The following is a 26,658-nucleotide window of genomic DNA, read 5'->3' on the forward strand; positions in this document are numbered from 1 at the left end:
CTAGAAAGGGAGTTTTAAGATGAATGAAGTGATTAATTTACAATTAAATCATAAGAGTGTTAGAAAGTTTAAGGATAAAAAATTACCCCAAGATATTGTGGATACATTGGTTGATGTTGCCAGACATACCGCAACAAGTAATTTTATGCAGTCATATAGTATAGTGTGTTTAACATCAAAAGAAAAGAAACAAAAGTTGGCTAACATTTGTAATCAACCTTATGTAGCTGAAGCAAGTCATGTGTTTATTTTTGTGGCTGATCAATATCGAAATAAACAAATTGCGACAGAAAATAATCAAGAGACCTCTGTTCTACATAATATGGATCGTTATATGGTTGCAATGACCGATGCTGTTTTAGCTGCGCAAAATGTAAATTTAGCTGCTGAGAGTTTAGATCTTGGTACTGTTTTTTTAGGAAGTATTTTAAATGATAATGAGGCAGTAAAAGAATTATTGGAATTACCAGAATTAACCTTTGCTGTTCTGGGATTAGCTATAGGATATAAAGATCAAGAGCCACAATTGAAACCACGTTTACCAAAAGAAATGATGTTTTTTGAAGAAAATTATCAAACGTTTGATAACTATATTGATAAATTAAAACAATACGATAATATCGTAACTGATTATTATGATTTGCGAGATGATAATAAGAGAATTGACTCATTTACTCATCAAATTACACAAGGGATGAATCGAAAACCTGAAAAACGATTGAGAGTAAAATTAGATATTGAAAAACAAGGATTTATGATTGACTAATTTATGATGGATAAAGGGAGGCAGTTGATTTGGGAAATATCACCGAGGCATATCGTAAAAATGAGGCAATTAAGCAAGGGCTAATTATTATTATTGCCGGTTTAGCTATAGCTGTTGGATTAAATATGTTTTTGATTCCCGCTGATGTTTTTTCAGTTGGAGTAAACGGTATATCACAATTAATTTCTGGTGTTCTAGCAAAAGGGTTTAATGTAAACATTGGGACAGGGATTTGGATTTTTATATTAAATATTCCGATTGCTATTTTAGGTTGGATAAAATTAGGTCGTTCGGCCACCATTCTAAGTTTATTAACTGTATTGTCAGTATCTGTGATGACCATCGTTATTCCTGTTGTACAAGTGACAGATAATCCTTTAATGAATGCAATCATTGGTGGGGTATTATCTGGGTTAGCTATTGGACTCACGATGAAATATGGATTTAGTACTGGTGGGATGGATATCGTCTCTTTAGTTTTATCAAAGACAACCGGTAGAACAGTGGGATCACTGATGTTTATTATCAATCTATTTATCATTGCAGCTGCTGGATTCTTATTTAGTTGGGAATCAGCATTATATACTATTATTTCAATTTTTTGTACAACGCAAGTAGTGGATAAAATCCATACAAGTCATCAAAAAGTGACCGCTTTTATTATGACAAATAGAACGGAAGAAGTTATTTTTTCTGTTCAACAATCAATTGTACGTGGAATGACTTTATTACCAGGAACTGGAGTATTTTCACGTAAAGATGTTTCAGTTATTATGATGGTTGTAACCCGATATGAATTATATGATTTAGAACAAGCAGTCTACAATGCAGATGATAAAGCTTTTATTAATATTATTCCAACTCAAACAGTTGTTGGTCAATTTTGGAGCGAAGATGATCAAAAGAAAATTAAAGCATCAAGAGTGGAGGGGTTATAAACCCCTCTCTTTTTTTATATTTAAAAACCTTATTATATCAATGTTTCACGTAATGATTAAATGCCAAAATAAAAATTTTATAAAAAAAAGCTTGCATTTTATAAAACCATTCCATATACTTTGATTATCAAATCATTTGATTATCAAACTATTTCACATTGCTTTTTCTTTTTTTTACCCATATACTTTGATTATCAAACAATTAAAGGAAGAGGCAAGTATATGGATGAGAAAATTACGATTGTCAATTCACAATTAGTTAAAGTATTTAATGACATTTTAACCATTGAAGAAACTGAACTAAAAAAGAGTGATTTTTCTGATTTATCAATTAAAGAAATGCATACCATAGAAGCCATTGGTATGGGTGGAAATAAAACAACAGGTGAAGTAGCAAAAGAATTGTCAATAACCGTCGGAACATTGACTGTTGCAATCAATAATTTGGTGAAAAAAGGTTATGTTGATCGTGTGAGAAGTGAAAGTGATCGCCGCATTGTTCGATTAAAATTAACAAATAGAGGTCGATTATTTTATCGCGTCCATCAGCATTTCCATAAAAAAATGGTTGAAGCAGTGCTAGAGGATATGTCTGAGGAAGAAAAAAAAGCATTGGTTAAAGGCCTTAGTAGCTTGCATCATTTTTTAAAAAAATATCATTAAGTAAGTAGGGAGTAAGTGATGCTATATCCTAAGATAACTAAAACAGCGAAAGCATTACCGAAAAAGAACGTCACGAATAAAGAGCTAGAAATATTTTTAGATACTAGTGATGAGTGGATTGAGCAACGAACAGGAATTAAAGAGCGACGTATTGCTGTAGAAGAAACGACAACTTCATTAAGTATTGAGGTAGCAAAACAATTAGTAAAAGATATTGATGCTAACTCAATTGATTTAATTATCGTTGCGACAATGTCAGCTGATATGTCAACGCCGTCTGTTGCGTGTCTAGTACAAGAGAGTATTGGGGCGTACCAAGCACTTTGTTTTGATATTAACGCTGCGTGCTCTGGATTTATTTATGCCTTATCCGTGGCAAATAACTATTTGTCAGGAGAACGTATACAACGTGCTCTTGTGATAGGAACAGATGTGATGAGTCGGCTAGTTGATTGGTCAGATAGACAAACAGCGATATTGTTTGGCGATGGATCAGGTGGTGTTTTAATAGAAAAAATATCTGATACACCTAGTTTTATAGGAGAATTGATCCAATCAGACGGTAGCAGATCAAGTGCTTTATATGGCCATAGTAATATAAGACAAAATCGTTTTAGTGATGTAACTGGACAGCTCTATTTGACAATGAATGGGAAACAAATTTTTGATTTTGCATTAAGGGATGTCTCGAAAAATATGGTGCAGATTTTAGAAACTAACAATACGACATCTGACGAGATTGATTTTGTATTAGCTCATCAAGCCAATTATCGTATTCTTTTAGCTCTTTCGAAAAAAACGAGAATTAAGAAGGAAAAATTTTTAACTAATGTGGCACAATTTGGTAACACGTCAGCTGCATCTATCCCTATTTTATTGGATGATGTGGTGAATAAAAAAATAGTGACACTATCTGGTAACTCATTGTGCCTATTAACAGGATATGGTGCAGGTCTTACTTGGGGAAGTCTATTAATTAAATTATAAATTTATTGGAGGAAACAACTATGACAACATTTGAGAAAATTCAGGAAATCATTGTGGATCAATTAGGGAAAGAGGAAGAGGAAGTACAATTAACAACAAACTTTAGAGAAGAATTAGATGCAGATAGTTTAGATTTATTCCAAATTTTAAATGATATTGAAGATGCATTTGAAGAGTATGATGTCAAGATTGAAACAGATGAAGGATTAACAACGGTTCAAGACTTAGTTAATTTCGTTGACAAACAAATTATTGCAAATAAATAAGATATAAATAGCATTGGCTGTTATTAGCCGATAGCTATTTTTTTAAAACCAAAAATGAGGTGAATCGATGAAACAATCGACAATTTGTCAACTTTTAGATATAGATTATCCCATCATTCAAGGGGCGATGGCTTGGGTGGCTGAAGAAAAATTAGCCAGTGCAGTTTCTAATGCAGGAGGTTTAGGACTGATTGCATCAGGCCATGCACCAAAAGAAGTAATTCAAGAAAAAATTCAAGCGGCGAGAACGCTAACTGATAAAACATTTGGGGTCAATATCATGTTAATGTCTCCATTTGTTGAAGATATTGTTGACTTAGTGATTGAAGAGCGAGTCAAAGTGATTACAACTGGGGCAGGTTCACCAGGTAAATACATGAAACGTTTTAAAGAAGCAGGGATTATCGTGATACCTGTTGTTGCGTCAGTGGCACAAGCCAAACGCATGGAAAAAGAAGGTGCAGATGCTGTCGTGGTGGAAGGTATGGAAGGTGGCGGACATATTGGAAAATCGACTACCATGACGTTAGTTCCACAAGTAGTAGATGCGGTTAGTATCCCAGTTATCGCTGCAGGGGGAATTGGGGATGGACGAGGCGTTGCAGCAGCATTAATGCTTGGAGCCAAAGCAGTTCAACTTGGAACTAGGTTTTTAGTATCAAAAGAATCCATTGCCCATGATAATTTTAAAACAAAAGTAGTGAAAGCAAAAGATATCGATACCGTTGTGACAGGAATGCTAACAGGTCATCCAGTTAGAGGACTTAGAAATAAATTGACTCAAACATTTGAAAAAGTAGAACGTTTTGAAGGTGGCAAAGAACAACCTGATTTTGATCGATTGGAAGATTTAGGTAAGGGTGCTTTAAAACGAGCAGTCATTGATGGGGATATAAAAAACAGTTCCATGATGGCCGGGCAAATTGCCGGTATGATTAAAACAGATGAACAAACATGTGATGAGATTATTCAGGAGCTTATAGCGGAAACACAAGATGTTTTAAAAAATCGTTATGCAGAATGGGTACTAGACAAGGAGTAATTTATGACAATAGGATTTATGTTTAGTGGTCAGGGTGGTCAATACATTGGTATGGGAAAAGAATTATATGATGAGTTTCCTATATTTAAAGAGTATGTTGAGCGTGCCAGTGATGCATTATCATTTAATATGGCTCAATTACTATTTGAAGAAAACAATCAACTTCACCTGACAAAATACACACAACCAGCAGTTTTAACGATGAGTTGTGCTACCTCAGCAGTTGTCAAACAAGAATATGGCATAACAGCTTCGATGGTAGCAGGTCTTAGTTTAGGTGAGTATAGTGCGTTAGTAGAAAATGAGGTGCTTTCTTTTTCTGATGCGGTGGCATTAGTATTTAAACGCGGAGATTTAATGGCGTCTGCTGTAAAAGAAGGTCAAGGAGCGATGAGTGCAGTGATTGAAGTGGACCGAGAAACAATTGAGAAGATTTGTCAGTCTATTACACAACCAAACCACATAGTGCTACCTGTGAATTATAATATGCCACAACAGATTGTAATAGCAGGAAATACATCGGCTGTAGCAGAAGCAGAAAAAAAGTTAAATGAGTCTGGCGCCAAAAAGATTGTTCGTCTTAATGTGAGTGGTCCGTTTCACACACCACTAATGACAGAGGCAGCAGAAGAATTTTTTGAAACGTTACAACAGGTAACTTTTTCTGATGCTATCGTTCCTCTTGTTACAAATGTTACGGGAGATGTACTACCTGATACAGCTGATATCAAAGAGAATTTGAAGCAACAAATGATGGCACCAGTTTATTGGGAAGAAACAGCTCATACGTTTAAACGAGAGTCAGTTGACAACTTAATCGAGTTAGGGACTGGGAAAACATTAAGTCATTTTATTCGAGCAAGTGAGAGTACGATAAACGTACAAAATATTGAAAATATAAAAACACTCAATCAACTAGGTAAAAAGTTGATGAAATGGGGGTATTAGATGTTTAAAGGAAAAACAGTCGTGATTACAGGAAGTTCACGAGGGATCGGAGGGCAACTAGCGATTCGTTTTGCAAAAGAAGGGGCAAATATTGTCTTAAATGCAAGAAAAGAAATATCTCAAGAACTGATTAAAAAAATTGAATCTTATCAAGTGGAAACACATGTTGTGATTGGGGATGTACAAAAATTTGACGAGGCTAAAAAATTAATTGATGAAGCACATAATCGATTTGGACGTGTGGATGTTTTAATTAATAATGCCGGAATAACAAGAGATACACTATTGATGAGAATGACGGAAGAGATGTTTGATGAGGTAGTTTCTGTTAACTTAAAAGGAACATTTAACACCATTCATCATGTGTCAAAATTAATGTTAAAACAACGGTTCGGCACCATTATTAATATGTCGAGTGTTATTGGAGAAATAGGTAATCCAGGACAAGCAAATTACGCAGCGAGTAAAGCAGGCGTTATCGGACTAACAAAGTCAACAGCTAAAGAATTGGCTGCTCGCGGTATCACGTGTAATGCGATTGCCCCAGGATTTATTGAAACAGATATGACGGATAGTTTATCTGAAAAAATAAAAGAAACAACGCTATCTCATATTCCGTTAAAACGATTAGGAAAAACAGATGATATTGCAGACACGGCACTATTTTTAGCTAATCAATCATACATCACTGGGCAAGTGATTAATGTTGATGGCGGTATGGTAATGAACGGTTAGGAGGAATTTCATGAAACGAGTAGTCGTGACAGGAATTGGTGCTGTGACACCGATTGGAAACACAGCACAAGAATTTTTGACAAATATTCAAGCAGGTAAAAATGGGGTTGCTCCTATTACAAAGTTTGATGCATCAGAAACAGGTATTCACGTTGCCGCTGAAGTAAAAGATTTTGATCCGACTCTTTATATGGAAAAAAAAGAAATCAAACGAATGGATATGTTTTCTGTTTACGGGATTTCAGCAGCTAAACAAGCAGTTGCTGATAGCAAGATTAATGTTGATGAGATTAACGCAGATCGATTTGGAGTAATGGTCAGCTCAGGAATTGGTGGCATGAAAACCATTGAAGATCAAGTCATTCGAATGCATACAAAAGGACCAAAACGAGTGGCACCATTTTTTGTTCCAATGGCAATTAGCAATATGGCAGCAGGAAATATTGCCATAAAAGTGGGAGCAAAGGGCATTTGTACGTCAATCGTTACTGCTTGTGCTTCTTCAACAAATGCAATTGGAGAGGCATTTAGAAACATCAAGCATGGTTATTCTGACATTATTTTAGCTGGAGGGGCAGAGGCAACGATTTGTGAAATAGGGATTTCTGGTTTTGCCGCATTGACCGCTTTATCAAATTCAGATAATCCAAAACGAGCGTCAATTCCTTTTGATAAAGAGCGAAATGGGTTTGTCATGGGAGAAGGTAGTGCTGTTTTAGTATTAGAAGAATTAGACCATGCGAAAAAACGAGGCGCTAAAATATACGGTGAAATAGTTGGATATGGATCGAATTGTGATGCTAATCATATCACCAGTCCAAGTAGTGATGGGTCTGGAGCTGGGAAATGCATGATGTTAGCGATGGAAGAAGCAGGGATTACACCAGAAGAGGTGAGTTATATCAATGCTCATGGAACAAGTACACCAACAAATGATGGGGCAGAAACCATGGCGATAAAATATGCCATGAAAGAATCTGCTTATACTACACCTGTATCAAGTACTAAAAGCATGGTGGGTCATTTATTAGGAGCAGCTGGTGCAGTGGAGGCTTTAGCTTGCTTGGGTGCATTAATGACTGACACTATTCCACCAACTATTGGGTTAGAAGAAGTAGATGAAGCGTGTGATTTAGATTACGTGCCAAACAAAAAACGTAACGTAGCTGTTAACTACACATTAAGTAACTCACTAGGTTTTGGTGGGCATAATGCTGTGATCGCGATGAAAAAATGGCGAGGTGAGTAGAATGGGGATTGAGTCTGTTAAAGAATTAGTGAGCCAATTTGAGCATAGTGACATTCGTGAAATGAATGTCGCTGTAGAAGGGTTATCTCTTTATTTGAGTAAAAATGAAGTCAATCATCCTAATGAAAATCAAATGTTATCCAAAGTATTGAAAGAAGAAACGATTGATAGTGTTGAAGAGATAAAATTAGTCTCAGAAAGAGAAAATACGACTGATATAGAAAATGAGTCATTAGATGGAAAAATTATCACCTCACCAATTGTTGGAGTGATTTACACGTCAAGTAAACCTGGAGCACCACCTTTTGTATCAGTCGGAGAAAGTGTATCTGTTGGCGATACTTTATGTATTATTGAAGCCATGAAAATTATGAATGATGTCGTGAGTGATACATCAGGAACTGTAACAGAAATATTTGTGGAAAATGAGCAAATTGTTGAGTTTGGTCAGCCACTATTTAGAATTTCTTAGGAGGAAGAATAAATGCAATTAAATGTACAAGAAATTATGGAAATTATTCCAAATCGTTACCCGATTATGATGGTTGATAAAGTGTTAGAATTAGAACCTGGAAAATACGTCAAAGCGGTTAAAAATGTGACGTATAATGAGCATTTTTTTCCCGGACACTTTCCTGGAGAACCAGTAATGCCTGGCGTATTGATTTTAGAGGCACTAGCACAAACTGGATCTATACCTTTATTAAAAAGTGAAGAATTTCAAGGGAAAACTGGGTACTTAGGAGGAATAGACAAAGTAAAATTCCGTCAAAAAGTTGTACCAGGTGATGTATTAATCATGGAAATGGAAATCATTAAGCAAAAAGGCAATATTGGCATAGGAAAAGCAACGGCAAAAGTTGAAGATAAAGTTGTTTGTCAAGCGTTGATGACCTTTATTATAGGAGCATAAAAGATGTTTGAAAAAGTACTAATAGCAAACCGTGGGGAAATCGCTGTTCGGATTATTCGTGCTTGTCAAGAACTTGAAATAAAAACAGTTGCCATTTATTCTGAAGCGGATAAAGAGGCTCTTCATGTGGCGTTAGCTGATGAAGCCATTTGTATTGGTTCAGCTAAAGCAACAGATTCTTATCTTAATATGCATAATATTTTAAGTGCTGCCGTTATAACAGGTGCTCAAGCCATTCATCCTGGATTTGGTTTTTTAGCAGAAAATAGTTTATTTGCAGAGATGTGTAAAGAATGTCAAATCACTTTTATCGGTCCAAAGGCGAAGACAATTGATGAGATGGGAAATAAAGTGAACGCAAGAAGACTGATGATTGAAGCACAAGTCCCTGTCATACCTGGTAGTAATGGTTCTATAGAATCAATAGAGGAAGCAAAAAAAATCGCCAAAAGAATTGGTTACCCTCTGATGCTAAAAGCCGCAGCAGGCGGTGGTGGAAAAGGGATTCGTAAAGTGATGAGTGAAGAGGAGTTAGCGACTCATTTTTCATCTGCCCAAAAAGAAGCGTTGGCAGCTTTTGGTAATGGCGACATGTATATTGAAAAAATTATTTATCCAGCCAAACACATTGAAGTTCAAATATTGGGTGATCATTTCGGACATGTGATTCATTTGGGAGAGCGAGATTGTTCACTTCAAAGAAATAATCAAAAAGTTTTAGAAGAAGCCCCTGCCTATTCCTTAACAGATCAATTGAGACAAGCAATAAGCAAAACGGCGATAAAAGCCGCGAAAGCTGTGAACTATCAAAATGCTGGAACCATTGAATTTTTAGTAGACGAACACAATGAGTTTTATTTTATGGAAATGAACACACGAATTCAAGTAGAACACCCTGTGACAGAAATGATTACAGGAGTAGATATTGTTAAATGGCAATTAAAAATCGCAGCGAATCAACCTTTACTACTAAAACAGAAAGATATTCAGTTGACAGGTCATGCTATTGAGTGCCGATTAAATGCAGAAAACCCAGCATTTCATTTTGCGCCATCACCTGGGAAGATATCAACCTTATTTTTACCTTCTGGAAGTTTAGGTTTAAGAGTGGATAGTGCGGTGTATCAAGGATATACGATTCCACCATTTTATGACTCTATGATTGCGAAAATTATTGTACATGGCAATACTCGTGAGGAAGCCATACTCAAAATGAATCGAGCTTTACTAGAATTGGTGGTAGAAGGTGTGACAACAAATCAGCTATTTCAAATTGATTTATTGACCCATCCTTCTGTTGTAAAAGGCGAGTATGATACCTCGTTTTTACAAACGACTTTTTTGCCAAATTGGTCTAGTGAGTAATATGCAAAAGGAGGATAAGTATGGGATTATTTAAAAAAAGAGATTATATACGAATCACTCCTTTTAAAAAAGAAACTAAATCGAGTGACAAACCTCATGTCCCTGATGGTGTGTGGGAAAAATGCCCAAATTGTTCTAAAGCACTTCATCAAAAAGAATTAGGACAAGAAAGAACTTGTCATCATTGTGGTTATTGTTTCAGATTAGATGCTTATAGTCGATTAAACATGATTTTAGATGAGGGAACATTTGAAGAGATGGATACAAACTTACCGTTTAAAAATCAAATTGATTTTCCCGGATACGAAGAAAAGTTAAAGCAAGCGAAAGAAAAAACTGGATTAGATGAAGCGGTTGTGACAGGAATGGGACAAATCGATCATCAAACAGTCATGATTGGTGTCATGGATAGTCGCTTTATTATGGGTAGTATGAGCCATGTTGTTGGAGAAAAAATCACTCGTTTGTTTGAAAAAGCGACAAAAGAAAAACAACCTGTTATCATTTTTACAGCGTCTGGTGGCGCTCGTATGCAAGAAGGAATTATGTCATTAATGCAAATGGCCAAAATTTCAGGTGCTGTTAAACGACATAGTGAAGAAGGGTTACTCTATATCACCGTGCTAACCGATCCTACGACGGGTGGGGTGACAGCAAGTTTTGCTATGCAAGGAGATATTATATTAGCTGAGCCACAAGCGTTGATTGGCTTTGCTGGTCGACGTGTCATTGAACAAACCATTCGTCAAACATTACCAGATGATTTTCAACGAGCTGAATTTTTATTAGAACATGGCTTTGTCGATAAAATTGTGAAACGACAACATCTCAAATCTGTGTTATCACAACTATTATATTTACATCAAGGTGGTGAAATGTGTGACTAAAAAAACAGCCAATGACATTGTTCAACTAGCACGAGATAGTAACCGAATAACCACACGAGAAATGATAGATGGATTAGTTGATAATTTTATAGAGTGTCATGGCGATCGTTACTATGGTGATGATAAAGCAGTGGTGGGTGGTATTGGCTTTATAGAATCTAGACCTGTTACGATTATTGGCATTCAAAAAGGGCAGACATTAGAAGAAAATGTTCAAACTAAATTTGGTTCACCAACACCTGAAGGATATAGAAAAGCATTAAGACTAATGAAACAAGCAGAGAAATTTAAGCGACCAGTTATAACGTTAGTCAATACACCTGGAGCTTTTTGTGGAATTGAAGCAGAAGAAAGAGGTGAAGGCGAAGCTATTGCCAAAAATCTATATGAAATGAGCCAACTCCAAGTGCCTATCCTGTCAATTTTAACAGGCGAAGGTGGTAGTGGTGGTGCATTAGCATTAGCTGTAGCAAATGATGTATGGATGATGGAGAATAGCATTTATTCGATTTTATCACCTGAAGGGTTTGCGTCAATACTTTGGAAAGACAGCAGTCGCGCTTTAGAAGCTGCTGAAATAATGAAATTAACTGCTCCTGATTTAAAGAAATTAGGAGTGATTGATAAAATAATAAAAGAAACAGATGAGATAGGTGATCTATCAAATGCTCAATTAATAGGTCAGTTAAAGCAAGAAATCTTAAAGCAACTTGATTATTATAAAACATGCTCCATTTCAGAACTACAAGATCAACGCTATGAACGATTTAGAAAATTTTAATAAGGGCATTAATCTAAGTCATTTACAAACATTCATTTCTCGGTTAATATAAAAGTGAGTTTATATTTAGGGGGTAAGACGAAGATGAGTGAGTCAAAATGGACAGATGAAGAATTAAGTGCGATACAAGAAGATATTATTGCTGCTCTTGAGACAGTTATTGACCCAGAGCTTGGGATAGATATTGTTAATTTAGGATTACTTTATGAAGTAAATTTAGAAGAAGACGGTTATTGTGAGATTAAAATGACCTTAACTACTATGGGATGTCCATTGGCAGATGTTATTACGGAACAAATTCACGAAGCGTTAAGTGATATAGATGAAATCAAAAAATTAGAAGTGAAATTAGTTTGGTACCCTGCCTGGACAACTGATAGAATGTCACGCTATGCTAGAATTTCTTTGGGAATAAGATAAGACTGATATAATAGTAGTTTGAAGGTGTTTTAACAGTAAAATTGGGTGATTTTGTAGATAAGTTAGAAGTCAAACAGAAAGTAGTTTTTGTAGTGGATTCTAATTAGAAAAGTTGTGATACCTCTTTGCCTTTTAAATTAAAAGGTTGGGAGGTCTTTTTGTATTTCTCAGACATTGTATTGTTTTAGTATCTATGAAAAATGGAGTCGGCAAATTATTATTGCTGTTTTTTAGTGTTCATAAAAAAACTATTGGTAATTAGAAACAAATTAAAGGGTATCAACTTAATTAAGTTGATATAGGCGTTCTATATCTATAAAAAGGATTGCTTATTAAAAAAAATATCTTAATAAGGCACGATATAAAAACTGATGATTCTATTAAAAATTACCATAAATATTAAAAATTTTTTCAGATAATTGACATATTCAAATAATAAACATAGTATAAAACTATGTTTAAAATTGAATAGAATTAGCGAGGTGTTATATGCAATTATTCGAGGGTATTTTAGTTATGTTATCAATGGTATTGATTTCGAATATCATAAGTCGATTTTTCCCTAATATTGCTATCCCTCTAATACAGGTTGTATTAGGATTTGGAGTAGCTCTACTATCATTTGTTCATTCGTTTGAACTTGAATCGGAATTATTTATGTTAGTTTTTTTAGCCCCTTTATTATTTAATGAAGGGCAGATGGTTGACAAAAAAGCTTTATGGAAAGAAAAAAAAGCAGTATTGACTTTATCTATTTTATTGGTATTTATTACGGTAGGTATTTTAGGGTATGTGATTCACTTACTTGTTCCACTAGCTCCATGGGCAGCATGTTTTGCCTTATCAGCAGCATTAGCACCTACAGACGCGGTAGCAGTTGGTGCTTTAGCAGAAAAAGTAAAAATTCCACATAGAATGTTGCATACACTAGAAGGGGAGTCTTTGATTAATGATGCATCTGGTCTTGTGTCATTTCAGTTTGCCTCAGCCGCACTTTTAACAGGTGTATTTTCATTAGTTGATGCTGAAGTGAGTTTCGTTCTGATTTCTCTAGGTGGCGTTTTGATTGGTGTGGTATCAGGATTATTAGGTTTGTGGTTTATACGCTGGATGAAATCACTTGGTATTGAAAATAATGTATCATACATTCTATTTGAATTACTTTTACCATTTATAGTTTTTCTAGTGGCAGAGACACTTGATGTGAATGGTATTTTAGCGGTCGTAAGTGCGGGGTTAATTTACTCATGGAATTACAAAAAAATAAATCCTGAAGTGGCTCAACTTAATATTTTGTCAAAAAGTACGTGGTCCATTTTTAGTTTTAGTTTAAATGGCTTGGTTTTTGTGTTATTAGGAACACAACTTCCTGAATTAGCTCATTATGTTTGGAAAAACAATCAAATTAACAACTGGACCATTTTAGGTTATGTTTTAATCGTTACAACTGTACTATTAGGGATTCGTTTTTTATGTGTTCTTATTTGTAATAACTTTGATGGATTTAAAGGAAAACGCGATATAAAAAAATCATTACTTTATACAGTCTCAGGTGTTCGTGGGACAATTACGTTAGTCAGTGCCCTTAGTTTACCAACTGTGTTAAGCACGGGCGAAACATTTATTGAGCGTGAACTATTGATTAGTATTGCAGCAGGGGTCATTATTGTGACACTTCTTCTAGCTAATTTTGCTATGCCATTATTAGCAGATAAAAAAGAAGAATCTATTGAAACCAATACAGAAATAGAAGTTCAAATATTACGTCGCGTTACTGAACAGCTCAAACGTAAACAAACAGAACAAAATACTCCAGCGATTCGTAAAGTGATTCAACTGTACAATGAGAGAATTGTATCATTAGTGAATCATGATGAGTTTAGTGAAAAAAATAAAGAGTTGATGGAATTGGTTTTAGTTTGGCAATTAAAAGATACATTAGAATTAGTTGAGTCTGGTGAAGTCAGTTTACAAATGGTTTTTAGACGGTTAGAAGTATTAGATAGACGCCTATTTCGATTAACTCATAAACCTGAGTATAGTAAAAATTCGTTTTACAAAAATATTATAGGAACACATTTGAAATTCTTAGGAACTCGCTTAACTAGTTTTGATAGAAAAAAAGAGTTAAAAATTAAATTAAAAGAAAGTAATCGAAATTATGTGATAGGTATGCTTAATCAATTAGATACAACTGAATTTCCACCTGAACTAATCGATTTTTATTTGACGCGATATGAGGATAGAGATCAAACATTGATTGATATGAGTGAAGATACACTGGATGAGTGGTTAGATTATGCGATACAATTAGAACGGGATTATATTCAGAAAGAATTTGAAAAAGGGAAAATGAATCGTCAAGAGTTAACTATTTATCGTGAAAACTTATCGGCGATTGAAAGTAGTATTCAATTTATTGCTTAGAGTTATAGAAATAAAAAACAGAATGTTAATATTAAACATTTTGTTTTTTTTATTGTTGTTAATTCTTCATTTATTAATCGCTAATATTTTATAATTTTATTATAATTGTTCAGTAGTTAAATGTTAAAATATATTTGATAGATGATTGTTCGTGATTAATAAAAGGAAGGCTGATAAATAATGAAAAAAGATTATCAAGGAACATCCAAAAAATTAAATCAAAATGTAGCACTAAAATTAGTTCAGGATCGATTGGAAAAAAATGGAAAGAAAATTACGATTAATTGTGCAAGTATTGAAGAAGCAGAAGATATATATATTGAGCTAGTTCAAAAACAGGCTATGAAATATGTTGACGGTGAGAATCATTATAGTTATTAAAAGAGACATCACCTTACTTTTTGAAAAGTAAGGTGATGTTTTTTCTACGCCTAATTTACATTATAGTATCGAGTTGTATTAGGTGTATCAAATAATATGTGCTACTATTTGTTTAGAAGGTAAAAATTTGATGAACCCAGATAATTTTTCAAGGGTTAAATTCCAGTGTGACTTTTTGATTATTTACCTTGTGACTTATTATATATATAAATGAACAATATTCATTTAATGTTTAGTATTTAAAGAAAAACTGAATCTTAAAAAATTATAGCTGTTATATGATTGTTTTTTAGCGGGGCAATAGCTAGTTAAATCATAGAAAAGAAAACTCTTTCTTGAAAAAAGAAAAAGATAAGAGTATAATTGGACTATACCAATGATGGAGGGATTTATTATGAAAATCATTAAAGTAAAAGACCAATTTGAAGGCGCAACAGTTGCTTTTGATATGATTAAAGATGGAATGGCTAATGGAAGTAAAACACTAGGTTTAGCAACAGGAAGTACTCCTGAGGCATTGTATAAAGAAATGGTAGAAAGTGATGTTGATTTTAGCAGTATGACATCTATTAATTTAGATGAGTATGTCGGACTTAAAGCCGATGATCCACAAAGCTATCATTATTTTATGAAAGAACATTTATTTAATGAAAAACCATTTAAAGAAACATTTTTACCAAACGGCATGGCAAAAAATGCGAAGGAAGAATGCAAGCGCTATGATGAAATTTTACAAGCACATCCAATTGATATTCAAATTTTAGGAATTGGAGAAAATGGACATATTGGATTTAATGAGCCAGGATCTTCTTTTGATGGTAAAACAAGTGAAGTTAATCTAACTGAATCAACGATTGAAGCAAATAGTCGAAACTTTTCTGATATTTCAGAAGTTCCAACAAAAGCTTATTCAATGGGAATTGGGTCTATTATGATGGCAGATAAAATTATTTTATTAGCTTATGGACCAAAAAAAGCTCAAGCTATTTATGAAACGGTTAAAGGACCTGTGTCTGAATTAGTTCCTGCAAGTGCTTTACAAGTTCATCCTGATGTGACTATTATTGTAGATGAAGAAGCGGCTAGTAAATTATAATTAGAAAAATCTGTTTTTTTAAAAGAGGAAAATCTTTGAAAAAACAGGTTTTTTTTGTAGAAATAGTTTATAATATTGGTTAGTCAATTTAATAAAGGGGAATCATTATGAAAGACTCTCAAGTAGTTTATGATTTTGTTAGTTTAGCGATTGAATCTGGTGGCTGGATGCGACTAGATCGAATTTATCTCCAAAATAAGATAGCTGAAATGATTGGGTGTGGAGAAATAGTCGATACCAGAAATCAAATTTCTAATCTTTCAACAGAGGAATTGTGTCACTCTCTAGTAAAAATTGCTAAGAAAAATAAGCCAGATAGTTATCAAACTGATAAAGATATTGAGCTTTTATCACAAAGTTTGATGGATACTTTAACACCACCACCATCTGTTGTGAACGCCATGTTTGCTAAAAAATTTGAAACCTCTGCAGTTGAGGCAACAAATTATTTTTATTGGTTGAATCAAGTTAATGGTTATCTAACAGGTGAAACACATGAAGATTATGATAGTGAGGAAGAAGGAATTTGTCCCATCTGTTTTTGTAATGAAGGAGTATTTGTTCATCACTCAGATTATTTAAAAAAGACTAGACGATTTATTCGGTTAAATTTATCTAATGACAGTTGGGGATATCAATTAAACCCAACAAAAAAAGAAATCGAAGAAGGAATATTTTTTACAGAGGCTCACACATATTTATTGATGAATAGTTATTTGTTGGATAGAATGACAGGAATAGTTGATTTATATCCACAATATGAATTACAATATTGTAGTGAAAATTCATTTAAAGGACATAGTTATTTGATTGGAAGACGACCACAAAAAAATAGAAAAATGACTTGTCATCAAACTTTGCCATTTTTTAAAGATTCTTTGCTATCTTATAACAGTTTAAAAAATAATGAGTTGGTTATTCAAGTAAAGAAAGCTAAGGATTTATGGCTGATTTTTAGTTATATTTTTTCTCTAACAGTTTCTTTAAAAAAAGGATTATTTAGTACAGATTTTACTTATGATTTATTAAAAATAGATACAGGCTATCAATTTATTATTACATTAAATGAAGAAGTTTTTGAAAAATCACGAGATAATTGGTTATGTACAATGGAAATATTAAGTAATGAATTGGAGGTTAAGTATTGAAAGAAGAAGTTTCTATAGGTAAAAAAATCGCATTATTTATTATTGGTATTTTTATTATTTTAGGTATGTTGATAGTGAGTGAGTTTCCTTCAGTATTGTTAACCCTGTTTCAACCTATTTTTAATAAAAAACAAAATGGTGTGAGTTTTATTTTGTTTATGTGTTGGTTAATTGTATTAGTTGGTGTTATATGGTTTATTTGGAGATACTATAAAAAAAAATCACATGATATTGATACAAGTGTTACAGGAAAAGACATATGGCGTGCGTTTAAAATCTTTTTATTAGGACGTGTGATAGCTATTGTTGGAACTGGTTTGATGCAACAATTTTATGGAACTGATTCAAGTGCTAATGATGAAGCGATTGCGGCATTATTTTCTCAAGATGAATCGATTTATTATGTGTTGATTATGACTATTACCATAGCTATTAAAGCTCCTATTCTAGAAGAATTAATTTTTCGTGGATTACCAACGACATTACTGTTTAAAAAAACGCCTGTCTGGGTTCCAATGATTATTACATCTTTAGTATTTTCAAGTGTTCATTTATCTTCAAATATTATTTCTTTCGGGATGTATGCCTCTTTAGGTGCTCTAATGTATTGGGCATATAGTTCACGTGGTCGAATTATTGATTCAATGTTAGTACACTTTATGAATAATATTTTGGGAGCTATTGCTCTATTATTGACTTACTTATTCGGTTTATCAATTTAAAATAGGTTAAATTAAAGAGAAAGCTTGATAATATAATTAGGTACAATATTGTTCTGAAAAATGGGATAATAATAAAAAACAAGTTTAGACTATAAATTTCCGATACTTTATTGGTAATTTATAGTCTAATTTAGTTTATATTAATTAATATGTATGTTAAAAAGAGCTCTATTTGAATTATAATAATTTTTATTTTTTCAGCATATTTTATTTGACATTCATATATACTATTTTTATTTAGTAGTAATTTATAGTTATTAATGACTTTATACATATCTTTTATTTAATTTTTCTATCTTTATTGTTTACCAAATATATTGGTGTTCGATATTAATATAGTTATATTTAAACATTATATTATTACAATTAGAAAAGGAGAATTATACGAAAAAATATAAACATCCTTTTTATATTCTTTTAGTAGGTATTTTGTTATTTTCTATTACTATAATGTGGCAAAAATCATTAGGAGTAGATAGTAAAACGACCGATTATTTTTGGGTAATATTAGTTGTTCAAATTATTAGTTTTTTAATGCTATTTTATTTTTGTTTTAAAATAATAATCATAAAATTAAAAAAGATAAATAAAAGAAAATGGATAGTATGAATAAGTTAAACTTTATAGTGTAGTGCCAAATTAAAAGTTATCAAGTAATTGTCAATTTGTTATCTAAATGTTCATATAATAGTTATTATCACACAGTTAAGTTCAATTATTTGAAAATAATACAACTTTTTTATAGAATTAATTTATAGATTGGAGGAATTAGATATGTCAAAAAAAATGTCAATTTCAACTGTAGTAAATAGTGGAGGTCGTGAAGGAGAAAGTAAATCTGTAACTGGATTTTTAGATTTAAAAACTAGCGGACAAAAAAAGGAAGGTTATACTAACCCAGAAGAATTATTTGCAGCCGGTATCTCTGCTTGTTTTAACGGTGCATTGGAATTTCCTTTGAAGCGTGATGGGTTAGCTGATCATCATCGTGAAATTAGAGCAGAAGTTACGTTACTTGGTGATTTACCTGATGAACACAGCTTACACCTTGAAGTTACATTAATTGGTAAAATAGAAGGTTTATCTAAAGATGATACAATGAAATATCTAAAAGAAACTGAAACTATTTGTCCTTATACAAAAGCGATTAAAGGAAATGTTAATATTACATTACTTGCAGAGTAATATTATGACGTTATTTCATATAGTGTTAACCCCTCGATTATTTTTAATATCGAGGGGTTTTTTATGTTGAGAGAGTTTAATTACCAATTGTGATGATGTTTTTTTCTTTTAACTCTGGCTATTTCAATTATTCCTAAAAAAACGCTAGCATATATACCTGAACTAATAAAATCTTTATTAATTAAATACTCAATTGGTATTCCAACTAGACTAGCGATACTTAAAATAAAAATGACATGCCAATATGGATGTTTTTTGCAAATTGTTTATAGTAATTTAACATAAAGTACTCCTATTCTATTTTTATTGTATATTTAAAGGTAATGATTTAACTTTTATGAAGCAAACTATAAAGTAAAAACATGTATCATCATATTACCTAAAAGATATCAATCATACTGAAAGTTTAATCTTTAAAAAAATGGACTTTATCAAAACAAGTAAGAAGACTCTTTTTCTTTTTTACTTATAAATAACACAAGAAGGGGGTCTTTTATGCTACAATGAAACAGAAAAATAGAAAAAGGATTGGTATAATTATGACAGTACTAGGTATTGATACATCAAATAAAGCGTTAGGTGTCGTACTTGGAGAAGAACAGAATCTCATCTCTTCTTATTACAGTCAAGCAAGTAAAAATCATAGTGAAACATTGATGCCAGCAATTGATTTTTGTGTTCGTGAAAGTCGGTTAGCACCGACAGATATCACTAAAATAATTGTGGCAAAAGGGCCAGGTTCCTATACAGGGTTAAGAATTGGTGTGACAACAGCTAAAACATTAAGTTGGAGCTTGAATGCCTCTTTATATGCTATATCTTCACTTGCTTGTTTAGCAAAAAATATTCAACCAACAACTAAATTAATTGTGCCATTTATGGATGCCAGGCGAGGCTTTTTATATACAGGAGCTTATAAATATGATGGATCTAAATTAATGAATGTTATTGAAGATCAATATATATCATTTGAAGAGTGGACTAAAATCTTACTAAGTTATGGAGAATCGATTGTTTTTATTGGAGAAGATTTTGGTAAATTACAAAGTTTATTTGAAACATTTTCCCTTGAAGCAGAAATCGAGTTAATTATTCAACCTTCTAATCCAGCTGTTATGTTGGAATTAGAATATCTTATGGAAGAAATAACAGATATCGATGTCTTTGTTCCAACTTATTTGAAAAAAGTTGAAGCAGAAGAAGAATGGTTAAAAAAACAGCATGGGAAAGTTGAAGCACAGTCTTACGTTGAACGTTTAAGTTAATCAATGAGGGGGGATGTTATGATTGAAGCAGATTTGGAATTTCAAATAGCCAAAATAACTGACATTATGGCGTTTCAGCAATTATTAAAAAATGTTTACGATGGAGAATCTCCTTGGAGTACGGCTATTTTGTGGATGGAACTAAGTAAAAAAAAGTATGGTCGGTACATCAAAGCACAATTAAATCATGAATTAGTCGGATTTGGTGGTATTCGGATAGAGTGTAATGATGCTCATGTTACGAATATTGCTGTATTGAAAGATTACCAATTACAAGGTATTGGAACGCAGATTCTGCATCAATTAAGAAAAGAAGCAGTTAAAATGAATTGTTTAACCATGAGTTTAGAAGTAAGAGCATCTAACCATCAAGCCATTTCAGTATATCGAGTATTTGGATTTAAACAAATTGGTGTGAAAGAAAATTATTATATTTCTTCGAATGAAGATGCAATTGAAATGTCTTTAAGACTCTAGGACGTGAGTTATGAATAATAAAAATTTTGCTAGACAGTTAAAAAAAATAAGTAATAATATTTTTGAACATGGCAGTCCATGGACTGAATCACAGTTTGAATCACAACTTATGCAAGCAAATACTGAAATCATTTACCATTTTGAAGATGACGAAATAATAGGGTACATCATTTGTCAAAGAGTATTGGATGAAGCTGAATTATTATTGATAGGTGTTATCCCTGGTTATAAACATCGAGGGATTGCAACACAATTATTGAAAGATATGTGTCAACGATTAAAACAGAAAAAAGTGTTACACTTATTTTTAGAAGTGAGAGTCAAAAATATAGAAGCAATTTCTTTTTATGATAAACACGGTTTTAAAGAGTTAGGAATACGAAAAAATTATTATAAACACCCAAATGATGATGCAAAAATAATGCAGTTAGAGATTTAGGAAGTGAAAAAATGGAAAAAAAAGAAATATATATTATTGCAATAGAAAGTAGTTGTGATGAAACAAGCGTTGCTGTTATTAAAAATGGCAATGATATTTTATCTAATATTGTTGCATCTCAAATCAATAGCCACAAGCGATTTGGTGGAGTGGTTCCAGAAGTCGCTAGTCGTCATCATGTAGAACAAATTATACAGTGTATGTCATTAGCTATAGATGAAGCTAATATCACAGTTTCTGATTTGTCGGCTGTTGCAGTAACTTATGGACCTGGATTAGTAGGGTCTTTATTGATTGGGATTACTGCAGCAAAATCATTTGCATGGGCAAATGATTTACCACTTATTCCCGTTAATCATATGGCTGGTCATATCTATGCAGCTCGCTTTGTGGAAGAGATGACATTTCCTTTAATGGCATTACTTGTAAGTGGTGGACACACTGAACTTGTGTATATGACTGAACATGGTGAATTTGAAGTCATTGGTGAAACACGAGATGATGCAGCAGGAGAAGCTTATGATAAAGTAGGTAGAGTATTAGGATTAACCTATCCTAGTGGAAAAGAAATTGACGAATTAGCTCACAAAGGTCAGGATAATTATCATTTCCCAAGAGGCATGATAAAAGAAGATAATTTTGATTTTAGTTTTAGTGGACTAAAAAGTTCAGTGATTAACCTGGTGCATAATGCCAAACAACGTGATGAAGTACTTTGTGATGTTGATTTAGCAGCAAGTTTTCAGAAAAGTGTGATTGATGTTTTAGTAGATAAAACTATAAGAGCTTGTAAAGTATATGATGTGAAGCAATTAATTGTCGCAGGTGGTGTCGCTGCTAACAAGGGACTTAGAGATACCTTGAAAATTGAATTGGCAAAAGAATTACCAAATGTGACACTAGTTGTGCCACCAATTAGTTTATGTGGAGATAACGCAGCAATGATTGGAGCAGCTGGATTTGTTGAGTATCAAAAACAGCATACCTCTGATTGGCATTTAAATGCTAAACCAAGTTTAACACTATAATTTATTAAGAGTAACAGGAAACTGTTACTCTTTTGCGTTAATAAGATAAGACATAATAAAGCATTAAAATTTAATGCTTTAACTTGAATTATCAATGAAATAAAGAGAAAATAGAGGTTGGATGAATTATATAAAGAATGAGGTAGACGTCATGAACAATCAGCCAATTGGTTTTTTGGATTCTGGTGTAGGAGGATTAACAGTTGTAAGAGAAGCATTAAAACAACTACCAAATGAGACACTGTATTACATTGGAGATACTGCTAGATGTCCATATGGACCACGTCCAGTTGAACAAATTAAAGAATTCACATGGGATATGGTTCACTTTTTATTAAATAAGAATGTCAAAATGATTGTGATTGCATGTAATACTGCAACTGCTGTCGCTTTGGAAGAAATTAAAGAGTCATTAGATATTCCTGTTGTAGGGGTGATTGTCCCAGGATCTCGAGCTGCTTTACGAGAAACGCATAATGGACGTATTGGTGTCATCGGAACGGTTGGAACGATAAATAGTGAAGAATATACCAAAGAAATAAAACGTAAGTCATTAAATGTTAATGTATTAGGGCTTGCTTGCCCAAAATTTGTTCCTATTGTAGAAAGTCATGAGTATCAATCAACTATCGCTAAAAAAGTTGTAGCTGAAACGTTGCAGTATTTTAAGACATCAAACATTGATACTTTAGTAATGGGATGTACTCACTACCCATTATTAAAACCATTTATTAAAGATGTCATGGGAGAAAAGGTTAAATTAATTGATTCAGGAGCTGAAACAATTACTGAAGTGAGTGTGTTACTTGATTATTATGAAATAGCAGCCTTACCAGATACATCATTAAAAGAGCACCAATTTTATACAACGGGGTCGGTTCGAAACTTTGAAAAAATCAGTTCTGATTGGTTGTCATTAGAGAACATAATAGTAGAACATGTAGATATTACACGTATGGGAGATTAGAGAATGAGACATGATAAACGAAAAAATAATGAAATGAGAAAAGTATCTTTTGTATTAGACTATTTAGATTATCCTGAAGGGTCAGTTTTAGTTAATTTTGGAAATACAAAAGTCATTGTTAACGCAACGATAGAAAACTCTGTTCCTCCATTTTTAAGAGAGACAGGAACAGGATGGGTAACGGCTGAATATAGTATGTTACCACGAGCAACGCATACTCGAAATAGACGGGAAAGTAGCAAGGGTAAATTAACAGGGCGTACTATGGAAATACAACGATTGATTGGTCGGTCACTACGTTCGGTGATTGATTTGAAAAAATTAGGTGAACGCTCGATTGTAATTGATTGCGATGTGATTCAAGCAGATGGAGGTACTAGAACAGCTAGTATTACGGGTGCATTTTTAGCCTTAAAAATGGCAGTGGATACTTTAGTAGAAAGCGGAGAATTAACAGAAAATCCAATTACATCTCACTTGGCTGCGATTAGTGTGGGGTTAAATCACTATGGAGAAGCAATCACAGATTTAGATTATGAAGAAGATTCAGCAGCTCAAGTTGATTGTAATGTTGTGATGACAGAAAAATTAGAATTAATTGAGATTCAAGGGACAGGTGAAGAGGCAACCTTTACAAGAGGAGAGTTGAATCAATTATTAGATTATGCTGAAAAAAGCGTGACAGAACTTATTCGCTTGCAAAAAAATGCGTTAGCGTTAAGAAATGTTGCAAAAAAACAAGAAGAACCTGTTTTGAAAAATCATTTATTAATTGCGACAAGAAATGAAGGAAAAGCAAAAGAGTTTGTTGAATTATTTAAATCAAGAGGATACGAGATTAAAACATTACTTGATTATCCAGAAATGGCAGATATTGAAGAAACAGGAAAAACATTTGAAGAAAATGCTCGACTAAAAGCAGAAGGAATTGCTAAAGAGTTAAATTGCTTGGTTTTAGCAGATGATTCTGGTTTGAAAGTAGATGCGTTGGGTGGGCAACCAGGCGTTTATTCAGCAAGATATGCAGGTGAGAGAAAAAGTGATGCAGCGAACAATGCTAAATTATTACATGAATTAACTGATATACCAATGGATGAACGTACAGCACAGTTTCATTGTACGCTAGTACTTGCTGAACCAGGGAAAGAAAGTTTGGTGGTATCCGGCGAATTATCAGGTATGATTGGTCGTATTCCACGTGGAAATAATGGATTTGGATATGATCCATTATTTATTATTCCAGAGACAGATAAAACATTAGCAGAAATGACGGCAGATGAAAAAAATAAGATTAGTCATCGAGCAAAGGCTTTACATGAATTGGATAAAAAAATAGATGCTTGGTTAGGAGAGAAAAGCAAATGAAATATTTAGTCGTTAGTGATAATCATGGTGTAGCATCTTATTTAGAAGATATAAAAGCAAAATGGTTAAATAATGTAGATTATTTTTTTCATTGTGGGGATTCAGAATTATCTCCTGAAGACGATATTTGGTCAACGTTTCATGTTGTGCGTGGAAATTGTGATTATTATCAGGAATACGATACGGTTGAAGTTGTAGAGACATCAGAAGATAGAGTGTTATTAACACATGGGCACTTATTTAACGTGAATATGACATTTGATAAACTACTTTATCAGGCTGAAGAAGTACAGGCAAACATCGTATTATATGGACATACACATCAGTTATTTGTGGACATGGTAGATGATATTTTATTGTTAAACCCAGGCAGTATTTCTCAACCACGGGGTAAGTATAGCTATTTAAAGACATATGCTATCATTACACATCAATCAGATGGTTATTTAGTGGAATATTATAATGAAAGACATGAATTACAAAAAGAATTAACCCATTTCTTTTTAATGGATTAATGATTAAAGGTGTATGGAGGAAATGATATGATTGGATCGACTGTAAAAAAATTATTGCTAGAAAATGAAGCAGATTTTTTAATATCTGCAGAAAATGTGGCAACACTAAATGAAATAAATTCACTCGAGCATGCTCTACTTGTTTTAACGAAAATAGGGTATTCTCGAGTACCAGTTTTAAATAAAGAAGAACAATTAGTAGGTTTAGTTTCTCTATCACAAGTAGTTGATCAAATGTTTGGAATGGAAGATTTTGAGCCACAAAATTTGTCTGGTAAAAAAGTATCTGATGTAATGGATACAAATATGTCACCTGCACAATTGCCGATAGATTTAGAAAAAACACTCCATTTATTAGTTGATAACAATTTTATTCCTGTCGTGGATGAAAACAATCAATTTATGGGGATTATTACGAGAAAAGAAATATTAAAAGCTGTTAATCATTTAGCACATGAATTAGAGACGGAATATAACGTGATGATGAAATAAGTAAGGGGGACATATATGGAACGTATTTCAGAAGATGAATTGATTCAAATTAGGAGAGAGTTACATCAGATACCAGAACTTGGCCTAGAAGAAGAAAAAACTTCAACCTATTTACTAGAAAACATACGTGCATTACCTCAAGATAGATTGATTATTAAAGTACAAGATACTGCTATTATAGTGACTGTTAAAGGAAATAATTCATCAAAAACACTTGCATGGCGTACAGATATCGATGCACTGCCAATATTAGAAAAAACGGACTTGCCATTTCAATCAACACATGAAGGTGTTATGCATGCATGCGGTCATGATTTCCATATGACCATTGCTTTAGGATTATTAAAAAATGTGGTGTATGCTGAATTAAAGAATGATGTTGTTTTCTTTTTTCAACCAGCTGAAGAAAATAAAAGTGGTGCTAAAATTTACACAGATAATCATTTTTTAGATGTGAAAATGATTGATGAGATTTACGGATTACATGTGAGTCCAACTTTACCAGTAGGAAGTGTTTCAACACGTGTAGGAACACTATTTGCTGGAGATTGTGGGTTTAGTGCCCGCTTTTACGGAAAAGAAAGTCATGCTGCATTACCTCATGAGGGAAATGATATGATTGTTGCTGTGTCATCGTTTATTCAACAAATTCAAACTATTGTGAGTCGAAATGTTAACCCAATGGACTCGGCTGTCATTACCTTCGGACAACTCAATGCTGGTGTTGCAAGTAATGTTTTACCTGGATATGCTGATTTAACTGGAACAATTCGAACATTAACACATGAGGTGACAGATTTAGTTGTTCAACGTGTAAAAGATATCGTAAAAGGTATTGAGGTTACTTATCAATGTAAAGTAGAAATTGATTTTAATCAACTTGGTTATGTTCCAGTAGTTAATGATAAAGACACCACAACAAAATTAATGGATTTTTTCAATGAACAACAAGATATGGTGGTTGAAATAGCAACCCCTTTAATGACAGCGGAAGATTTTGGTTATTTATTAAAGCAAATACCAGGGACGATGTTTTGGCTTGGAGTGGACAGCCAATATGGACTACACCATCCATCATTTAATCCCAATGAGTCTGCTTTAATAAAGGCAGTAACACTAATGACTGATTATTTTATATCGCAAGATTAATAAAGATAGAGCCTCCTACCTAATAGTAGAAGACTCTATCAC

At 33.1% G+C, this 26,658-nt stretch carries 30 protein-coding genes; all 30 read left to right on the plus strand.

Features of this window, described 5'->3' with window-relative positions:
- Nucleotides 1–19 precede the first annotated feature (19 nt).
- Nucleotides 20–766, plus strand: a complete 747-nt coding sequence (locus tag G314FT_RS06705; protein ID WP_257699717.1) for an NADPH-dependent oxidoreductase — start codon at nt 20–22, stop codon at nt 764–766.
- A 29-nt stretch (nt 767–795) separates the two neighbouring features.
- A complete protein-coding gene (locus G314FT_RS06710; protein ID WP_257699718.1) occupies nt 796–1,704 on the plus strand; it encodes a YitT family protein in 909 nt (302 codons plus the stop codon).
- A 222-nt stretch (nt 1,705–1,926) separates the two neighbouring features.
- On the plus strand, nt 1,927–2,367 hold the full coding sequence (gene fabT, locus G314FT_RS06715; RefSeq protein ID WP_257699719.1) for a fatty acid biosynthesis transcriptional regulator FabT: 441 nt from the start codon (nt 1,927–1,929) through the stop codon (nt 2,365–2,367).
- A gap of 18 nt (nt 2,368–2,385) precedes the next feature.
- Nucleotides 2,386–3,354, plus strand: coding sequence for a beta-ketoacyl-ACP synthase III (locus G314FT_RS06720; protein ID WP_257699720.1), 969 nt, complete (start codon nt 2,386–2,388; stop codon nt 3,352–3,354).
- A 20-nt stretch (nt 3,355–3,374) separates the two neighbouring features.
- A complete protein-coding gene (locus tag G314FT_RS06725; protein WP_257699721.1) occupies nt 3,375–3,620 on the plus strand; it encodes an acyl carrier protein in 246 nt (81 codons plus the stop codon).
- 67 nt (nt 3,621–3,687) lie between these two features.
- The gene (gene fabK, locus G314FT_RS06730; RefSeq protein ID WP_257699723.1) at nt 3,688–4,662 is read left to right on the plus strand and encodes an enoyl-[acyl-carrier-protein] reductase FabK; all 975 of its coding nucleotides are present in this window, start codon (nt 3,688–3,690) and stop codon (nt 4,660–4,662) included.
- A 3-nt stretch (nt 4,663–4,665) separates the two neighbouring features.
- The gene (fabD, locus tag G314FT_RS06735; protein ID WP_257699725.1) at nt 4,666–5,610 is read left to right on the plus strand and encodes an ACP S-malonyltransferase; all 945 of its coding nucleotides are present in this window, start codon (nt 4,666–4,668) and stop codon (nt 5,608–5,610) included.
- Nucleotides 5,611–6,345 (plus strand): 3-oxoacyl-[acyl-carrier-protein] reductase, encoded by a 735-nt coding sequence (fabG, locus tag G314FT_RS06740; RefSeq protein ID WP_257699728.1) that lies wholly within the window; start codon nt 5,611–5,613, stop codon nt 6,343–6,345. It begins immediately after the preceding gene.
- 10 nt (nt 6,346–6,355) lie between these two features.
- On the plus strand, nt 6,356–7,594 hold the full coding sequence (gene fabF, locus G314FT_RS06745; RefSeq protein ID WP_257699729.1) for a beta-ketoacyl-ACP synthase II: 1,239 nt from the start codon (nt 6,356–6,358) through the stop codon (nt 7,592–7,594).
- A gap of 1 nt (nt 7,595) precedes the next feature.
- Nucleotides 7,596–8,066: an acetyl-CoA carboxylase biotin carboxyl carrier protein gene (accB, locus tag G314FT_RS06750; protein ID WP_257699731.1), complete on the plus strand. Its 471-nt coding sequence runs from the start codon at nt 7,596–7,598 to the stop codon at nt 8,064–8,066.
- A 12-nt stretch (nt 8,067–8,078) separates the two neighbouring features.
- Complete coding sequence (gene fabZ / locus G314FT_RS06755; protein WP_257699737.1) at nt 8,079–8,507, plus strand: 3-hydroxyacyl-ACP dehydratase FabZ; 429 nt, start codon at nt 8,079–8,081, stop codon at nt 8,505–8,507.
- Between the two features lie 3 nt (nt 8,508–8,510).
- On the plus strand, nt 8,511–9,872 hold the full coding sequence (locus tag G314FT_RS06760) for an acetyl-CoA carboxylase biotin carboxylase subunit (RefSeq protein WP_257699739.1): 1,362 nt from the start codon (nt 8,511–8,513) through the stop codon (nt 9,870–9,872).
- A gap of 20 nt (nt 9,873–9,892) precedes the next feature.
- A complete protein-coding gene (accD, locus tag G314FT_RS06765; protein ID WP_257699740.1) occupies nt 9,893–10,759 on the plus strand; it encodes an acetyl-CoA carboxylase, carboxyltransferase subunit beta in 867 nt (288 codons plus the stop codon).
- A complete protein-coding gene (accA, locus tag G314FT_RS06770; RefSeq protein ID WP_257699742.1) occupies nt 10,752–11,540 on the plus strand; it encodes an acetyl-CoA carboxylase carboxyl transferase subunit alpha in 789 nt (262 codons plus the stop codon). The genes accD and accA overlap by 8 nt, the downstream gene beginning before the upstream one ends.
- Nucleotides 11,541–11,624: 84 nt before the next feature.
- Nucleotides 11,625–11,960 (plus strand): metal-sulfur cluster assembly factor, encoded by a 336-nt coding sequence (locus G314FT_RS06775; protein ID WP_117972907.1) that lies wholly within the window; start codon nt 11,625–11,627, stop codon nt 11,958–11,960.
- Nucleotides 11,961–12,449: 489 nt separating this feature from the next.
- Nucleotides 12,450–14,387: a cation:proton antiporter gene (locus G314FT_RS06780; protein ID WP_257699757.1), complete on the plus strand. Its 1,938-nt coding sequence runs from the start codon at nt 12,450–12,452 to the stop codon at nt 14,385–14,387.
- A 180-nt stretch (nt 14,388–14,567) separates the two neighbouring features.
- Nucleotides 14,568–14,768, plus strand: coding sequence for a hypothetical protein (locus tag G314FT_RS06785; RefSeq protein WP_257699766.1), 201 nt, complete (start codon nt 14,568–14,570; stop codon nt 14,766–14,768).
- Nucleotides 14,769–15,162: 394 nt separating this feature from the next.
- Nucleotides 15,163–15,864, plus strand: coding sequence for a glucosamine-6-phosphate deaminase (gene nagB, locus G314FT_RS06790; protein ID WP_257699768.1), 702 nt, complete (start codon nt 15,163–15,165; stop codon nt 15,862–15,864).
- A gap of 107 nt (nt 15,865–15,971) precedes the next feature.
- Nucleotides 15,972–17,012: a hypothetical protein gene (locus tag G314FT_RS06795; RefSeq protein ID WP_257699775.1), complete on the plus strand. Its 1,041-nt coding sequence runs from the start codon at nt 15,972–15,974 to the stop codon at nt 17,010–17,012.
- Nucleotides 17,009–17,734 (plus strand): CPBP family intramembrane glutamic endopeptidase, encoded by a 726-nt coding sequence (locus G314FT_RS06800; RefSeq protein ID WP_257699776.1) that lies wholly within the window; start codon nt 17,009–17,011, stop codon nt 17,732–17,734. The genes G314FT_RS06795 and G314FT_RS06800 overlap by 4 nt, the downstream gene beginning before the upstream one ends.
- Before the next feature lie 774 nt (nt 17,735–18,508).
- Nucleotides 18,509–18,919 (plus strand): Ohr family peroxiredoxin, encoded by a 411-nt coding sequence (locus tag G314FT_RS06805; RefSeq protein WP_257699777.1) that lies wholly within the window; start codon nt 18,509–18,511, stop codon nt 18,917–18,919.
- Between the two features lie 503 nt (nt 18,920–19,422).
- Nucleotides 19,423–20,184 carry a tRNA (adenosine(37)-N6)-threonylcarbamoyltransferase complex dimerization subunit type 1 TsaB gene (tsaB, locus tag G314FT_RS06810; protein WP_257699786.1) on the plus strand — a complete coding sequence of 254 codons (762 nt, stop codon included), beginning with the start codon at nt 19,423–19,425 and terminating at the stop codon, nt 20,182–20,184.
- Between the two features lie 18 nt (nt 20,185–20,202).
- Entirely contained in the window at nt 20,203–20,661 is a 459-nt protein-coding gene (rimI, locus tag G314FT_RS06815; RefSeq protein WP_257699788.1) for a ribosomal protein S18-alanine N-acetyltransferase, read from the plus strand.
- A gap of 10 nt (nt 20,662–20,671) precedes the next feature.
- Nucleotides 20,672–21,100, plus strand: a complete 429-nt coding sequence (gene rimI / locus G314FT_RS06820; protein ID WP_257699790.1) for a ribosomal protein S18-alanine N-acetyltransferase — start codon at nt 20,672–20,674, stop codon at nt 21,098–21,100.
- Nucleotides 21,101–21,111: 11 nt separating this feature from the next.
- Nucleotides 21,112–22,128, plus strand: a complete 1,017-nt coding sequence (tsaD, locus tag G314FT_RS06825; protein ID WP_257699792.1) for a tRNA (adenosine(37)-N6)-threonylcarbamoyltransferase complex transferase subunit TsaD — start codon at nt 21,112–21,114, stop codon at nt 22,126–22,128.
- Between the two features lie 121 nt (nt 22,129–22,249).
- A complete protein-coding gene (gene racE / locus G314FT_RS06830) occupies nt 22,250–23,095 on the plus strand; it encodes a glutamate racemase (RefSeq protein WP_257699794.1) in 846 nt (281 codons plus the stop codon).
- A gap of 3 nt (nt 23,096–23,098) precedes the next feature.
- The gene (rph, locus tag G314FT_RS06835; RefSeq protein ID WP_257699796.1) at nt 23,099–24,460 is read left to right on the plus strand and encodes a ribonuclease PH; all 1,362 of its coding nucleotides are present in this window, start codon (nt 23,099–23,101) and stop codon (nt 24,458–24,460) included.
- On the plus strand, nt 24,457–24,975 hold the full coding sequence (locus G314FT_RS06840) for a metallophosphoesterase (protein WP_257699798.1): 519 nt from the start codon (nt 24,457–24,459) through the stop codon (nt 24,973–24,975). The genes rph and G314FT_RS06840 overlap by 4 nt, the downstream gene beginning before the upstream one ends.
- Before the next feature lie 27 nt (nt 24,976–25,002).
- Nucleotides 25,003–25,467, plus strand: coding sequence for a cyclic-di-AMP-binding protein CbpB (gene cbpB / locus G314FT_RS06845; RefSeq protein WP_257699804.1), 465 nt, complete (start codon nt 25,003–25,005; stop codon nt 25,465–25,467).
- Nucleotides 25,468–25,482: 15 nt separating this feature from the next.
- Entirely contained in the window at nt 25,483–26,616 is a 1,134-nt protein-coding gene (locus tag G314FT_RS06850) for an N-acetyldiaminopimelate deacetylase (protein WP_257699805.1), read from the plus strand.
- Nucleotides 26,617–26,658: the final 42 nt, after the last annotated feature.

The sequence above is a fragment of the Vagococcus luciliae genome, from assembly GCF_024637875.1.
GTDB lineage: Bacteria > Bacillota > Bacilli > Lactobacillales > Vagococcaceae > Vagococcus > Vagococcus luciliae.

Bases quoted from the DNA above. Each gene is read 5' to 3' on its own strand.
- G314FT_RS06705 (WP_257699717.1), top strand. From the start codon at position 20: ATGAATGAAGTGATTAATTTACAATTAAATCATAAGAGTGTTAGAAAG.
- fabT (WP_257699719.1), top strand. From the start codon at position 1,927: ATGGATGAGAAAATTACGATTGTCAATTCACAATTAGTTAAAGTATTT.
- G314FT_RS06720 (WP_257699720.1), top strand. From the start codon at position 2,386: ATGCTATATCCTAAGATAACTAAAACAGCGAAAGCATTACCGAAAAAG.
- G314FT_RS06725 (WP_257699721.1), top strand. From the start codon at position 3,375: ATGACAACATTTGAGAAAATTCAGGAAATCATTGTGGATCAATTAGGG.
- fabK (WP_257699723.1), top strand. From the start codon at position 3,688: ATGAAACAATCGACAATTTGTCAACTTTTAGATATAGATTATCCCATC.
- fabD (WP_257699725.1), top strand. From the start codon at position 4,666: ATGACAATAGGATTTATGTTTAGTGGTCAGGGTGGTCAATACATTGGT.
- fabG (WP_257699728.1), top strand. From the start codon at position 5,611: ATGTTTAAAGGAAAAACAGTCGTGATTACAGGAAGTTCACGAGGGATC.
- fabF (WP_257699729.1), top strand. From the start codon at position 6,356: ATGAAACGAGTAGTCGTGACAGGAATTGGTGCTGTGACACCGATTGGA.
- accB (WP_257699731.1), top strand. From the start codon at position 7,596: ATGGGGATTGAGTCTGTTAAAGAATTAGTGAGCCAATTTGAGCATAGT.
- fabZ (WP_257699737.1), top strand. From the start codon at position 8,079: ATGCAATTAAATGTACAAGAAATTATGGAAATTATTCCAAATCGTTAC.
- G314FT_RS06760 (WP_257699739.1), top strand. From the start codon at position 8,511: ATGTTTGAAAAAGTACTAATAGCAAACCGTGGGGAAATCGCTGTTCGG.
- accD (WP_257699740.1), top strand. From the start codon at position 9,893: ATGGGATTATTTAAAAAAAGAGATTATATACGAATCACTCCTTTTAAA.
- G314FT_RS06775 (WP_117972907.1), top strand. From the start codon at position 11,625: ATGAGTGAGTCAAAATGGACAGATGAAGAATTAAGTGCGATACAAGAA.
- G314FT_RS06780 (WP_257699757.1), top strand. From the start codon at position 12,450: ATGCAATTATTCGAGGGTATTTTAGTTATGTTATCAATGGTATTGATT.
- G314FT_RS06785 (WP_257699766.1), top strand. From the start codon at position 14,568: ATGAAAAAAGATTATCAAGGAACATCCAAAAAATTAAATCAAAATGTA.
- nagB (WP_257699768.1), top strand. From the start codon at position 15,163: ATGAAAATCATTAAAGTAAAAGACCAATTTGAAGGCGCAACAGTTGCT.
- G314FT_RS06795 (WP_257699775.1), top strand. From the start codon at position 15,972: ATGAAAGACTCTCAAGTAGTTTATGATTTTGTTAGTTTAGCGATTGAA.
- G314FT_RS06805 (WP_257699777.1), top strand. From the start codon at position 18,509: ATGTCAAAAAAAATGTCAATTTCAACTGTAGTAAATAGTGGAGGTCGT.
- tsaB (WP_257699786.1), top strand. From the start codon at position 19,423: ATGAAACAGAAAAATAGAAAAAGGATTGGTATAATTATGACAGTACTA.
- rimI (WP_257699788.1), top strand. From the start codon at position 20,203: ATGATTGAAGCAGATTTGGAATTTCAAATAGCCAAAATAACTGACATT.
- rimI (WP_257699790.1), top strand. From the start codon at position 20,672: ATGAATAATAAAAATTTTGCTAGACAGTTAAAAAAAATAAGTAATAAT.
- tsaD (WP_257699792.1), top strand. From the start codon at position 21,112: ATGGAAAAAAAAGAAATATATATTATTGCAATAGAAAGTAGTTGTGAT.
- racE (WP_257699794.1), top strand. From the start codon at position 22,250: ATGAATTATATAAAGAATGAGGTAGACGTCATGAACAATCAGCCAATT.
- rph (WP_257699796.1), top strand. From the start codon at position 23,099: ATGAGACATGATAAACGAAAAAATAATGAAATGAGAAAAGTATCTTTT.
- G314FT_RS06840 (WP_257699798.1), top strand. From the start codon at position 24,457: ATGAAATATTTAGTCGTTAGTGATAATCATGGTGTAGCATCTTATTTA.
- cbpB (WP_257699804.1), top strand. From the start codon at position 25,003: ATGATTGGATCGACTGTAAAAAAATTATTGCTAGAAAATGAAGCAGAT.
- G314FT_RS06850 (WP_257699805.1), top strand. From the start codon at position 25,483: ATGGAACGTATTTCAGAAGATGAATTGATTCAAATTAGGAGAGAGTTA.